Genomic DNA, 13,075 nt, shown 5'->3' with positions numbered 1-13,075 from the left:
CGGGAGGGTGTGGGAGAGTAGGACGCCGCCGGACTCAACGTGACGGAACGCCCGTCCGAACCTTTAACCAGGTTCGGACGGGCGTTTCTGCGTTTCTGCCCGCAGTTGTGAAAGAAATGGCCGGCCCAGTGGGCCGGCCATTGTTGTCCCGGGGTCTGTCAGTCGCGCTTCTGAGCCGCTGAGCGGATCTCGATGAGCAGCTTCGCGGCCTCGTCGTTCGGGCGGCCGGGGAACATGGCGAGCGCGAGGCTGCCGTGGTCGGCCCAGCCGCAGACCGCCATGTCGGTGTTGTCGGTCTTGGTGGTTCCGCACTTCGCCGTGCCGCCGAGCGGGCCGGCGTCGACGTCGTGCAGGCCGGTCACCGCGCCCTGGTCGTCGGCGATGAGCTCGAACGCGGTCTCGAGGTCGCTGCCCGGGGCCCAGATCAGCGTTGTCCCGCCGAAGAAGAGCACGTTGTTCGGGCTGCCGTCCGAGTAGACGCCGCCCACCGCTTTGTCCAGGTCGACCTCCGCGGAAAGGGCGGTCTGGAGGTAGTCCGCCGTCGAGCGCCCCTCCTCACTGGTGTCGAGCTGGAGTTTGCCGACCTGAGCGGGCGCCGTCACCGTGGCGTCCTTCTGCGAGGAGATGCGCCAACCCGCGTACCCCAGGATTCCGACGCCGGCGAGGGTGACCGTCAGCAGGGAGCCGAGCACGATGGTCCTGGTCCGCGACCGCGGTGCCTTCTCCTCGGTCTCCTCGTCGGCGGGCTCGGTGAGGGCGAACGGGAGGTCCGAGATCTCGACCGGCTGACCTGCGGCGATCGGTGCCGGGACGACCGGCTCGGGGATCGGGGCGGGTTCGTCGGCCAGGGGCGGCGCGTTCGAGGGCTCGGTCTCCTCGTGGCGCGGAGGAGCCGGGGAATCTGACATCGTGCGAGCCTAACAACAGTTATCCACAGGCGGGGCGGGCGGACGCAGCACACCGGCGCGGGCTCCGTAAACTTGCCGGGTGACCGACACGACCGATACCCGTACCCCCGACAGCCGGCCGACCGGTGGCCTCTCCGCCCAGTATCAGCCGGGCGAGGTAGAGCAGCGGCGGTATGAGCACTGGGTATCGTCCGGCTACTTCGAGGCGGACCCGGCCAGCGACAAGCCCCCGTTCTCCATCGTGATCCCGCCGCCCAACGTGACCGGCTCCCTGCACGTCGGCCATGCCCTGGACCACACCATTCAAGACACTCTGAGCCGTCTCAAGCGGATGCAGGGGTTCGAGGTGCTCTGGCTGCCGGGCATGGACCACGCCGGCATCGCCACGCAGAACGTCGTCGAGCGGCAGCTGGCCGCTCAGCAGATGTCCCGGCACGACCTGGGCCGCGAGAAGTTCGTGGAGAAGGTCTGGGAGTGGAAGGCCGAGTCCGGTGGCGCGATCCTGGGGCAGATGCGGCGCCTCGGCGACTCCGTCGACTGGAGCCGGGAGCGCTTCACCATGGACGAGGGCCTGTCCCGGGCCGTCCAGACGATCTTCAAGCGGCTGTACGACGACAAGTTGATCTACCGGGCCAACCGGATCATCAACTGGTGTCCGCGCTGTCTGACCGCGCTCAGCGACATCGAGGTGGAGCACTCCGAGGACGACGGCGAGCTCGTCTCGATCCGCTACGGCGACGGCGACAACGCGATCGTGGTGGCCACCACCCGGGCCGAGACGATGCTCGGTGACACCGCGGTGGCCGTGCACCCCGACGACGAGCGCTACAAGCACCTGATCGGCACCGAGGTCGAGCTGCCGTTGACCGGCCGGCGCATCCCGATCGTCGCCGACGAGCACGTCGACCCGGCGTTCGGCACCGGCGCGGTCAAGGTGACCCCGGCGCACGACCCGAACGACTTCGAGATCGGCCAGCGGCACAACCTGCCCAGCATCACGATCATGGATGAGCGGGCCGTGGTCACCGTGCCCGGGCCGTTCGAGGGGCTGGACCGTTACGAGGCCCGCCCGGCCGTGGTCGACGCTCTGCGCGAGCAGGGCCGGATCGTTGCCGAGAAGCGTCCGTACGTGCACTCGGTCGGGCATTGCTCGCGATGCAAGACCACCGTCGAGCCGCGGCTGTCGCTGCAGTGGTTCGTCAACACCGGCCCGCTCGCCAAGGCGGCCGGTGACGCGGTGCGCGACGGTCGGGTCACGATCGAGCCGGCGGAGCTCTCCAAGCGTTACTTCGCCTGGGTCGACAACATGCATGACTGGTGCATCTCGCGCCAGCTCTGGTGGGGTCACCGCATCCCGATCTGGTACGGCCCGGCCGGCGAGGTCGTCTGCGTCGGACCCGACGAGGAGCCGCCGTCCGGCGAGGGCTGGCACCAGGACGAGGACGTGCTCGACACGTGGTTCTCGTCCGGGCTGTGGCCGTTCTCCACGATGGGCTGGCCGGAGCAGACCGAGACGCTGGCGAAGTTCTACCCGACCAGTGTGCTGGTCACCGGCTACGACATCCTGTTCTTCTGGGTCGCCCGGATGATGATGTTCGGCCTGTACGCGATGGACGGTGAGCCGCCGTTCAAGGTGGTCAACCTGCACGGCATGGTCCGCGACGGGCACGGCAAGAAGATGTCGAAGTCGTTCGGCAATGTCGTCGACCCGCTCGACTGGATCGAGCGTTACGGCGCCGACGCGACCCGTTTCACGCTGGCGCGCGGCGCCAACCCGGGTTCGGACGTGCCGATCAGCGAGGAGTGGTGCCAGGGCTCCCGCAACTTCTGCAACAAGCTGTGGAACGCGACCCGCTTCGCGCTGATGAACGGTGCGACCGTCGAGGGTGAGCTGCCGGCGCCGAGTGAGCTGTCGTCGGTCGACAAGTGGATCCTGTCGCGGCTGCAGCATGTGATCGGCGAGGTCGACGAGCTGTTCGCGACGTACGAGTACGCCAAGGTCTGCGACACGCTCTACCACTTCGCGTGGGACGACGTCTGCGACTGGTACCTCGAGCTCAGCAAGCCGGTCCTGTCCGGTGACGCCCCCGGGGCGGCCCTGTCGCGCCGGGTCCTCGGTCACGTCCTGGACCAGCTGCTGCGCCTGCTGCACCCGGTGATCCCGTTCGTCACCGAGGAGCTGTGGACCGTGCTGACCGGCGGCGAGACGCTGACCCGGGCCGCGTGGCCGGCCGTCGACAAGGTGCTGATCGACGACGCCGCCGAGGAGGAGCTGGCCGCGCTGCAGAAGGTGGTCACCGAGGTCCGGCGATTCCGTGCCGACCAGGGCCTGCGTCCCGGCCAGCGGGTCAGTGCCGCGCTCACCGGTCTCGGCAACGTCGGCATCGACACGCACGAGGGACTGATCCGGTCGCTCTCGCGGCTCGACGCGCCGGCCGCCGAGTTCACCGCCACCGCCACCCTCGCGGTCACCGGCGGCATCACGGTCGACCTCGACACCCGGGGCACGATCGACGTCGCGGCCGAACGGGCCCGGCTCGAGAAGGACCGGGTCGGCGCCGAGAAGGAACTGGCCCAGTGCCGCGGCAAGCTCGGCAACGAGTCGTTCGTCGCGAAGGCGCCCGAGCAGGTGGTCGCGAAGATCAAGGAGCGCCTGGCCACGGCCGAGGCGGACCTCACGAGAATTGCGGCGGCCCTCGAAGCGTTGCCCACAGCATGAGCACGTCACTACTCCCGCGACGGGAACCAGCATGAGCAGCTACGAAGAGGTGGTGGCCGCGCTCGACAGGCGCGGCTTCACCCGCATGGACTTCGACATGCAGAAGATCCGTGACCTCATGGACGTGCTGGGCAGCCCGCAGCGGGCGTACCCGGCCATCCATCTCACCGGAACCAACGGCAAGACCTCGACCGCCCGGATGATCGACAGCCTGTTGCGGGCGCACGGGCTGCACACCGGCCGCTACACGAGCCCGCACCTGGAAAGTGTCCGGGAACGCATCAGCCTCGACGGCGAGCCGGTGTCCGAGGAACAGCTCGCCACCATCTACGACGACATCGAGCCGCTCAGCGAGCTGATCGACAACAAGTCACCCGAACCGCTCACCTATTTCGACATGACCACCGCGATGGCGTACGCGGCGTTCGCCGACGCGCCCGTCGACATCGCGGTCGTCGAGGTGGGGCTCGGTGGCGAGGAGGACGCGACCAACGTCATCGAGGCGGGGGTCTGCGTCATCACCCCGATCGGGCTCGACCACACCGAGTGGCTCGGCGACACCATCGAGGACATCGCCTGGGCCAAGGCCGGCATCATCCACCCGGGTGCCACCGTGATCACGGCGCTGCAGACCGAGGAGGCGCTGCGCCCCCTGCTGGAGCGTTCCGCGCAGGTGGGGGCCACGGTCGCCCGGGAGGGCAACGAGTTCGGCGTGATCCGGCGCGACCAGGCGGTCGGCGGACAGGTGCTCACCATCCAGGGTCTCGGCGGCGTCTACGACGAGATCTTCCTGCCGCTGTTCGGCGCCCACCAGGCACAGAACGCGGCGCTCGCGGTGGCGGCGGTCGAGGCGTTCCTCGGCGCGGGCACCGAGCGTCAGCTCGACGCCGACGTCGTCCGCGAGGGGTTCGCGACCGTCGACTCGCCCGGCCGCCTCGAACGGGTCCGCAGCGCCCCGACGATCCTGCTCGACGGCGCCCACAACCCGCACGGCATGGCCGCCACGGTCAAGGCCCTCGAGGAGGAGTTTGCGTTCCGCCACCTCGTCGTGGTGGTCGCGTTCCTCGGCGACAAGGACGTCGAGGGCATCCTCGCCCTGCTCGAACCCGTGACGGCCCGCCTCGTGGTGACACAGAACAGCTCACCGCGGTCGATGCCGCTCAACGAGCTCGCCGAACTGGCCGCTGACATCTTCGGCGAGGACCGGGTCACTGTCGCCGACACGATGCCGGACGCCATCGAGGAAGCCGTGGTGCTGGCCGAGGAGGACACGAACGGCGAACACAGCGGGGTCGCGGTCCTGATCACCGGCTCGGTCGTGACGGTCGCGGACGCCAGGAAGCTGCTGAAGAAATGACCACCGGCCCCACTGACCCCGCCCCGGCCGAGGACGATCCGGCACTGCGGTCCGGGCTGAAAAATCCCGCCGCCGCCGTACGGGGACTCGGTGCCGGCGCGCTGACGCTCGAAGCCATCATCCTGCTGGTCGCCATCCAGCCGATCCGGCAGTTCGGTGGCGAGCTCGGCGGCTGGGGCGTCGGCGCGGTGGTGGCGCTCGCCGTGCTGGCGATCCTGCTGGCCGGAAGCATGCGCCGGCCCTGGGCGTGGACGGCCGGCACGGTACTGCAGGTGCTCCTGCTCGCGGCCGGCTTCATCCACTGGTCACTGAGCGCGCTCGGCATCATCTTCGGTGCGGCGTGGGTGTATGCGCTGTACGTACGCCGTACCCTCGAATCGGCCCCTAGACGGGCACCGAAAGCGTGAGAAACAAGCCGGCCGCCAGGGAAATCCTGGCGGCCGGTTCTTGTCAGCGGCCGGTTTTCGTCAGCGGATGGCTCTCCACTGCGTGATGGCGATGTTGTGGTTGTCCGGGTCGTGGAACGACGCGGCCCAGAGCTCGAGCTTGTCACCCCGGTTCACCGGGCGAGGCCCGTGGACGAACGCGACACCCTTGCGCTTGAGCTCCTCGTAGACGGCCTCCACGTCGCCGACCTCGAGGTTCAGATAGATCAGACGACCGACCGCGGACAGATCATGGACGGTACGAAGAACCAGCCGCGTGTCGCCGGACGCCAGCACGGCGCTCCCCGGACCCGAGTCGATCTCGTAGAACCCGAGCATGTCCTTGTAGAACGCGATCGAGCGTTCCAGACTCGTCACCAGCACCGTGATGCCTACGCCGTGGATGGCCCCCGAGGCGCCCGGGCGAGCACTCGGGTACGCGGTGATCAGCTCATCGGCCCGGTTCCCCGGCTCGAACCCGCCCTCGAGCTCCGCCCACGGATTGAACTCCGGAACCGGCGGCCGCTGCCCCTTGGTATGCGGCCGAACTGACCCGTTCTGCCCGAAACCAGACCGAGGGGCCTGCGGCGGAACCTTCGCGGTACCCGACGCGGACGGCCCGGACCTCGGCGGGACGGCCGCAGACGCCGCAGACGTCGTCGTCGGCGGCTGGCGTTCAGTCGGTGCAGGGGTGGGCGTTGACGGAGCTGGCGTTGACGGAGCGGGGGGTGGCGTGGCGGGGGGTGGCGGATTCGGGACGCCTGGTGCGCGGCCCTCGGGTGCGCGGCTTTCTGTCTTGCGGTCTTCCGATTCACGGCCTGCGGCGGGGGGTGCCTGTGCAGGGGCTGCTGGGGCCGGGGCAGTGGGCGGGTTCGAGGCCGGGGTGGGGGTCCGCAGTTCCGAGATCGGCGTCGGTTCCGGGCTGGGACGGGAAGCCTGCCGGGAGTCCTGCTCGGAGGTGGGAGTGCGCTGGGTGGGAGCGGTCTGGGTGGGAGCGGTCTGGGTGGGAGCCGGATCCGGGGCCTGTGCGGAGGCGGTCGACGGCGCCGGGCCGGTTGTCTCGGTCGGTGGTGCCTGCTTTGTTCGGAATGCTCCGGCCACCGCTGCTACGCCGGCGGCGACTGCTGCTGCCAACCCGGTGTGATGGACGGGCTCCTGGGTGTCGCCCTCGGCGGACTGCCCGGATCCCGGTCGGCGCTGGGCCCGCGGTGCCGCGAACGGCTGAGCCCCGGACGAGGACGCGCCGGGCCCGCCTGACGGCCCTGGTCCAGCAGACGGCCCCGGTCCAGCAGACGCGACGGGTCCGGCAGGCGAGCCGGTTTCGGCTGATCGGCTGGACCCTGTGGCCGGGCCTGGTCCGGTGGGCGGGCCGGATGCGGCGGATGCGCGGGGTCCGGCTGGGGTGCTGGGTCCGGCTGATGGGCCGGGCCCGGGTGGTGGGGACGTGGGGGTGCCGCCGGACTGGTCGGGCCGGGAGGGTTGGGCTGATGGGCGGGGTTCTGAGGTCGGCGTCGTTGTCCTCGGGCCCGCGTCGGCCGGGGTCCTTGTTGAGGGCTCCGGGGATCGCTTCTGCCAGGGGGGCGGTTCCAGGTCGCCCAGGAGGTCGTCGTCCAGGGACTTTTGCTGGGGGGACGGGTCCTTGGCCGGGGGTGCCATCACTCCTGCGGCCATGGAGGCTCGGGATTGGGGCTGGTATTCCGGTGCGGGCTCCGGGTCGCCGTCCAGGGGGAGGTCGATCTCGTCGTCCGGGGTAATGGCCGATGAGGACGGCGCTGCCGGGCGGGCGGATGGACCAGCGGGGGCAGCCTGGGACGGGGCAGCCTCGCTCTGGGCGGCCTGGGAGGAGGCGGCCTGGGAGGAGGCGGCCTGGGAGGAGGCGGCCTGGGAGGAGGCGGCCTGGGACGGGGCGGCCTGGGACGGGGCGGCCTGGGACGGGGCAGGAGCGGACGGGGTCCCGGCCGTCGCGGGGGGCTGGGTCGGTGCTGCCGGGGCGGCGGCGGGGCGGGTCTGTGCTGCCGGGGCGGCGGGTGGGCGGCTCCGGGCCTCGGCGGCGGTGTCGGGCCGCTGGGCCGGGGACGGCGAGGCCACAGATGGGCCGGCCTGGGACCGCGAGGCGGTAGTTGGGCCGGCCGGCGACGTCGGGGCGGCGGCTGAGGGGTGGGCTGCCGGTGGGGTTGAGGTCGGCGCCGGGGATACCGGGGCAGGGGAGGGGCGTGCCGGCGCCGAGGAAAAGGCTGAAGCCGAGGAAGAGGTCGGCGCGGTAGGGGGCGGCGCGGCAGGGGGCGCGGCTGCGGATCGCGCGGCTGCGGGGCGCGGGGCCGGGGACGTGGGCGCCGGGGACGTGGGTGCTGGGGGAGTGGGGGCTGGGGAGGTGGGGGCTGGGGAGGTGGGGGCTGCGGTCGGCCTGGGTCTGGGGCGGGGCTTCGGGGTGGCTACCGGTGGGGGTGGGGCCGTTGCCGTGGCTGTGCGGGCTCGCTGGGGTAGGGGCTGGGTGTATTCGTCCTGGTCGCCTACCAGTTGGCCTTCCAGTATCGGGCCTCCCGGGTCGTCGCGGACTATGACGTGGGCCGGTGGGGGTGGTGGGGGGATGTCGTCGTCGGCGGACGTCAGGGGGTTGGGGGGCGGGGGTGGGGGTTCGTCCGGGCCTCGGCCCCATTGGCGGTCACGGGTCACCCAGGGTGGGGGTTCCGGGTCTCCGCCGAGGAGGTCGTCGTCGGGGCGGTCGTCGTCCAGGAAGGCCGGTGGGGGGACGGTGAGCGAGCCGTCGCGGTTCTCGGCCTCATCCCAGTCGATTTTTACCCGGCGCATGTCGTCGACGTCGACCGTGATGGGGAGGATGTCGCCGACCAGGGGCCATTTCGGCACCGGGACGCGGGGGTCGCGCACGGTGACCTCGGCGTGCGGCAGGCCTGGGGCCATGATCAGGATCTGGAGTTCGGCACGGCCGTAGAGGGCCGTGAGGGGGCGTTCTGAGATGGCCTTGACCTGGGCGTTTCCTGAGACCCAGGCACGTGCGCCGCGGCGGGCCACGTTGACGATGCCGACGCCGATGGCCAGGGCCAGCATGGCCGCGCCGAGCGCGACGATGGCCCAGCTCGACATGCCGAGGCCGAACAGCATCACGAACACCGCGATGGTGCCGACCACCGCGGCCACGAGCTTGCGGGCCGGAGCGACGGGCCGGCCGTTCTGGTTCGCCACTGTGGACCTCCCGGTTACTTACCCATGAGATTACGTAGCTCCGGCCTCGGGGGGAAAGTGCGCGACCGGGCGGTTGGCGTACGCGGAAAACGAGGTACCGATAGGCTGACATCTCCGAACGCCTGCCCCGGCGTGTCAACTTGTAGGAGGCACCGCTCGTGTCCACCAGCCCTGCCGCCGAGCGCTCGCTCGTGCTCGTCAAGCCCGATGCGCTGCGGCGCGGCCTGTTGGGGGAGATCCTCGGCCGGTTCGAGCGCAAGGGCCTCGTGATCGACGCGCTCGAGGTTCGCACCATGGACGCCGAGCTCGCCGACCAGCACTACGCGGAGCACGTGGACAAGGGTTTTTACCCGCCGCTGAAGGAATTCATGACGAGCGGGCCGCTGGCCGCCGTGGTGCTCTCCGGTGACGATGTCATCGCGGTCGTGCGTGGCCTGATCGGCGCCACCGACGGGCGCAAGGCCGCCGCCGGCACGATCCGTGGCGACCTGTCGCTGTCCAACCGGGAGAACCTCGTGCACGCGTCGGACGGCGTGGACAGCGCGAAGCGGGAACTCGCACTCTGGTTCCCCAACCTCTGACCGGGGGCAACCCGGTATTCATGTCCGGCCGGTAGACCGGCGGCATGACCTTGATCGATCGACGAAGCTTGTTGCGGGCGGGGCTCGCGGGCGGCGTGCTGAGCGCCTTCCCCGCGGTCCCCGCGCTCGCGGAGTCCCGGAACCGCCCGATGATCACCCACGGTGTGCAGAGTGGTGATGCCACCGCCGACACCGCCGTCGTGTGGACCCGGGCGGACCGGCCGGGCCGGATGTGGGTGGACGTCAGTCGCCGCCCGGATCTGCGCGGGGCACGCCGCGTGCGCGGGCCGGTGCTCACCCCGAAAACCGATTTCACCGGCAAGGTGCGATTGCGCGGCCTGCCCGCGGGCGAGCGCCTGTTCTATGCGGTACGGGTGGAGAGCCTCGACCGCCCCGGCCTGTTCAGCGTGCCGGTGCCCGGTCAGCTCAGCACCGCCGCGACCCGGAAACAGGACATCTCGTTCGTGTGGACCGGTGACGTGGTCGGGCAGGGCTGGGGCATCGATCCCGCGTACGGTGGGCTCAAGATCTTTGAATCGATGCGCCGCCGCCGGCCGGACTTCCTGTTGCACAGCGGTGACACCGTCTATGCCGACGGGCCGTTGACGGCGCAGGTCACGCTGCCGGACGGCCAGATCTGGCGCAACCTGATGACCGAGGAGAAGTCCAAGGTCGCCGAGACGCTCACCGAGTATCGCGGGCAGTACGCGTACAACCTGCTCGACGACGCGTACAAGGCGTTCGCGGCGGAGGTCCCGCAGATCAACCAGTGGGACGACCACGAAGTGTTGAACAACTGGTATCCGGGCGAGATCCTGGACGACGCCCGTTACACCGAGAAGCGGGTCGACGTGCTCGCGGCGCGCGCTCAGCGGGCGTACCACGAATGGGTCCCGACGCCGGCCGCTAGCGGACCGGTCCACCGCAAGATCTCGCACGGCCCGCTCCTGGACGTCTTCGTGCTGGACATGCGCACGTTCAAGGACGCCAACGACGGCAACACGTACGCGGATCCCGGCCGTGGCCTGCTCGGCAGGGAGCAGCGGGAGTGGCTGATCCAGGGGCTCAAAGACTCCCGCGCCACCTGGAAGGTCATCGCCAACGACCTGCCGCTGGGCATCGTGGTGCCGGACGGGCCCACGGCGCAGGAGGGTGTCGCGCAGGGTGACCCGGGTGCGCCGAAGGGCCGGGAGCTGGAGTTCGCTCAGGTCCTGCGCGCGGCGCACCGGGCCGGCGTGACCGGGATCGTGTTCCTGACCGCGGACGTGCACTACAGCGCCGCGCACCACTACGACCCGGCGCGGGCCGCGGTGCAGGACTTCACGCCGTTCTGGGAGTTCGTCTCCGGCCCGGCCCACGCCGGCGCGTTCGGTCCCAACGCGCTGGACGCCACGTTCGGGCCGGACACCGCGTTCATCCACACGCCGCCGGTCGCGAACGCGTCCCCGGCCGAGGGGTTCCAGCATTTCGGCGAGGTGCGCATCGACGGGCGTACCGGAGCTTTCCGGGTCGATCTGCGCGATCGGGACGGCGAGTCACTCTGGAGCACCACCCTGACCCCGTCCCACCTGCACTGACATCCGCGCCGAGCGAGACATTTGCCGCCTTGTGCGGCAAATGTCGAGCCGGCCGTCCCGGCTCGACGGCAGGGCCCGGTGCGGCGTCGGATAATCTCCTACGGCCCCCACCTTTCTTTGCAGTCCCCGCCGGAGGAACACGTTGCCGCTGCTCTACTCAATCGGCAAAATCACAGTCGGAAACGTGATGATGCTCGGCTTCCGGCCTCGCGTCGAAGGGATCGAGAACATCCCGGCCACCGGCGGTGCGATCTTCGCGGGCAACCACCTGTCCGTCGCCGACGAGCTCTTCCTGGGCTCGGTCGTGCCACGGCACCTCGCCTTCTGGGCCAAGGAAGAGTATTTCGAGGGCAAAGGCGTGCGTGGCCGCATCACCAAGCACGTCATGAACGGGCTCGGGGCGATCAAGGTCGAGCGGGCCGGTGGCCGTGCCGCCCTCGCCGCGTTCGACGGTGCGATCCCGGTGCTCAAGGCCGGTGACATGGTCGCGGTCTACCCCGAGGGGACGCGCTCGCCGGACGGCAAGCTCTACCGCGGGCGTACGGGTGTCGCGCGTCTCGCGATCGCGGCCGGCGTGCCCATCATCCCGGTCGGCATGCTCGGCACCGACAAGGCGCAGCCGATCGGCCAGCTCCTGCCGATGCCCGGCCGGGGCCCGGTCACGGTGAAGTTCGGCAAGCCGATCGACACCACCGGCCGTCCCGACGACCGCGCCTCGCAGCGTGCGCTCACCGACGAGGTCATGGCTGAGATCCAGAAGCTGACCGGCCAGGAGTACGTGCCGCGGTACGCGCCCAAGCGCCCGGGTGCGGCGGAGCCCGAGGAGTCCTAGGGAGCGCGGCTGCCTCGCGCCTTCTCCTGCTCGACCAGGGCGTCCAGGTCGGAAAGGCGGCCGAGGCCGCGCATCGGCTGCCGCATCCGGTGGTTGCCGCTCAGCTGAGCCTCGTTGCGCTTCAGGAACGACCAGTAACCCGCCGTGTACGGGCACGCGTCCGCACCCACCCGCACTTTCGGGTCATAGGGGCAGCCGCCGCAGTAGTCGCTCATCCGGTGGATATAGGCGCCGCCCGCCGCGTACGGTTTCGTGCTCATCCGGCCGGCGTCCGCGTACTGGCTCATGCCCACCACATTGGCGGTCATGACCCACTCGTAGCCGTCGACGAACGCCCGGTGGAACCAGTCGGCGAGTTCCCCCGGATGCCACCCGCGCTGCATGGCGTAGTTCCCCAGCACCATGAGCCGGGGGATGTGGTGCACCCAGCCGCGGTCCCGGACCCCGGCGAGCACATCCCGCAGGCACCGGGCCTGCACCGCGTCTGCGTCCAGTTCGGCGAACCATTTCGGCAGGTGACGCCGGGCGCCCAGCTCGTTGGAACGCCGGTAGTCCGGCTCGAAATACCAGTACAGGTGCCAGATGAAATCCCGCCAGCCGATGATCTGCCGGACGAAGCCCTCGACGCTGTTGAGCGGCGCGGCGCCGCTGCGGTAGGCGTCCTCGGCGCGTTCGACGACCTCGAGCGGGTCGAGCAGGCCCAGGTTGATCGGCGCGCTGAGCATGCTGTGCGCCATCAGCGGATCCCCGGCCAGCATGGCGTCCTCGTAGGGCCCGAACGACGGCAGGCGGTGCTCCACGAAGTGCCGCAGCCGCGCCAGCGCTTCCCGCCGGGTCGCCGGGAAGAGCCGCGGGCCGTCCCGGCCGAGGAACTCGATGCCGTCGTCCCGCTGCCACCGATCAAGATCTTCGCGTACGCCGTGGTCGATCGCGTCCTCGACGATCGCGGGCGGGTCCTCGACCCCGAGCCGCCCGGCACCCCGCGGCGGAGGCTCCCGGTTGTCGGCGTCGAGGTTCCACGTGCCACCGGCCGGCTCGGCACCGTCCATCAGGATCCCGTGCCGGCGCCGCGCGTCACGGTAGAAATCCTCCATCTTCAACCCGCGGCGCCCACCGGCCCACGCGACGAAATCCTCCGGCGACGTGGCGAAACCGCGCGGGCCCAGCACCTCGACGCCGAGCCGGCCGACCAGGGCGCGAGCGGCCCGCGACGTCGGATGACACACACTCAGGCCACCGGGATAACCGCCGACCACCTGCGTGTACGTCTCAGCGCGTACCACATCGGCCTGATCTCCCAGCTCCGCGGCCCGATGCCGGAGAGCGGACAGCACCAGGTGGGCCTTCTGCCGGTGGAACACGCGCCGCCGGAAAACGGCCTTCGACTCCACCAGCAGCACCGGCTGACCCGGCTCGTCGAGAAAGTGCGGACCGAGTTGGTCGGCGAACAGCCAGCGCCTGGTCATAACGGATGT

Annotated in this window: 11 protein-coding genes; 8 read left to right on the top strand and 3 right to left on the bottom strand. The window is 70.5% G+C overall.

The genetic code is table 11. The features are described from left to right. Positions 1-158: 158 nt before the first annotated feature. Positions 159-908 carry a hypothetical protein gene (locus tag ACIA6A_RS41175; protein ID WP_396103597.1) on the bottom strand — a complete coding sequence of 250 codons (750 nt, stop codon included), beginning with the start codon at positions 906-908 and terminating at the stop codon, positions 159-161. Between the two features lie 79 nt (positions 909-987). Between ACIA6A_RS41175 and ACIA6A_RS41170 the strand changes: the two genes are divergently transcribed. The 3 genes from ACIA6A_RS41170 to ACIA6A_RS41160 are packed head-to-tail and all read left to right on the top strand — an operon-like array spanning position 988 to position 5,391. Then, positions 988-3,627 (top strand): valine--tRNA ligase, encoded by a 2,640-nt coding sequence (locus ACIA6A_RS41170; RefSeq protein ID WP_396103596.1) that lies wholly within the window; start codon positions 988-990, stop codon positions 3,625-3,627. Between the two features lie 31 nt (positions 3,628-3,658). Further along, positions 3,659-4,984, top strand: coding sequence for a bifunctional folylpolyglutamate synthase/dihydrofolate synthase (locus tag ACIA6A_RS41165; RefSeq protein ID WP_396103595.1), 1,326 nt, complete (start codon positions 3,659-3,661; stop codon positions 4,982-4,984). Continuing rightward, the gene (locus tag ACIA6A_RS41160) at positions 4,981-5,391 is read left to right on the top strand and encodes a DUF4233 domain-containing protein (RefSeq protein WP_396103594.1); all 411 of its coding nucleotides are present in this window, start codon (positions 4,981-4,983) and stop codon (positions 5,389-5,391) included. Before ACIA6A_RS41165 ends, ACIA6A_RS41160 begins: the two co-directional genes overlap by 4 nt. Positions 5,392-5,451: 60 nt before the next feature. Here the strand turns inward: ACIA6A_RS41160 and ACIA6A_RS41155 are convergent, their stop codons facing one another. Beyond that, positions 5,452-5,787 (bottom strand): VOC family protein, encoded by a 336-nt coding sequence (locus tag ACIA6A_RS41155; RefSeq protein WP_396103593.1) that lies wholly within the window; start codon positions 5,785-5,787, stop codon positions 5,452-5,454. A 2,277-nt stretch (positions 5,788-8,064) separates the two neighbouring features. On the opposite strand from ACIA6A_RS41155, the gene ACIA6A_RS41150 reads away from it, so the two are divergent. The 5 genes from ACIA6A_RS41150 (at position 8,065) to ACIA6A_RS41130 (ending at position 11,600) form a co-directional block, all read left to right on the top strand. Continuing rightward, positions 8,065-8,382: a hypothetical protein gene (locus ACIA6A_RS41150; protein ID WP_396103592.1), complete on the top strand. Its 318-nt coding sequence runs from the start codon at positions 8,065-8,067 to the stop codon at positions 8,380-8,382. A gap of 76 nt (positions 8,383-8,458) precedes the next feature. After that, positions 8,459-8,638, top strand: a complete 180-nt coding sequence (locus tag ACIA6A_RS41145; protein WP_396103591.1) for a hypothetical protein — start codon at positions 8,459-8,461, stop codon at positions 8,636-8,638. A 130-nt stretch (positions 8,639-8,768) separates the two neighbouring features. Then, entirely contained in the window at positions 8,769-9,191 is a 423-nt protein-coding gene (gene ndk / locus ACIA6A_RS41140; RefSeq protein WP_396103590.1) for a nucleoside-diphosphate kinase, read from the top strand. A gap of 44 nt (positions 9,192-9,235) precedes the next feature. Further along, the gene (locus ACIA6A_RS41135) at positions 9,236-10,768 is read left to right on the top strand and encodes an alkaline phosphatase D family protein (RefSeq protein WP_396103589.1); all 1,533 of its coding nucleotides are present in this window, start codon (positions 9,236-9,238) and stop codon (positions 10,766-10,768) included. 142 nt (positions 10,769-10,910) lie between these two features. After that, positions 10,911-11,600: a lysophospholipid acyltransferase family protein gene (locus ACIA6A_RS41130; protein WP_396103588.1), complete on the top strand. Its 690-nt coding sequence runs from the start codon at positions 10,911-10,913 to the stop codon at positions 11,598-11,600. Here the strand turns inward: ACIA6A_RS41130 and ACIA6A_RS41125 are convergent. After that, positions 11,597-13,066 (bottom strand): cryptochrome/photolyase family protein, encoded by a 1,470-nt coding sequence (locus ACIA6A_RS41125; protein WP_396103587.1) that lies wholly within the window; start codon positions 13,064-13,066, stop codon positions 11,597-11,599. The genes ACIA6A_RS41130 and ACIA6A_RS41125 overlap by 4 nt on opposite strands. Positions 13,067-13,075 lie beyond the last annotated feature (9 nt).

It is taken from the genome of Actinoplanes sp. NPDC051494, assembly GCF_044454705.1.
In the GTDB taxonomy this organism is placed as follows: domain Bacteria; phylum Actinomycetota; class Actinomycetes; order Mycobacteriales; family Micromonosporaceae; genus Actinoplanes.
The sequence above is the reverse complement of the archived record's forward strand: the minus strand, read 5'-3'. Positions and strand labels throughout refer to the sequence as shown.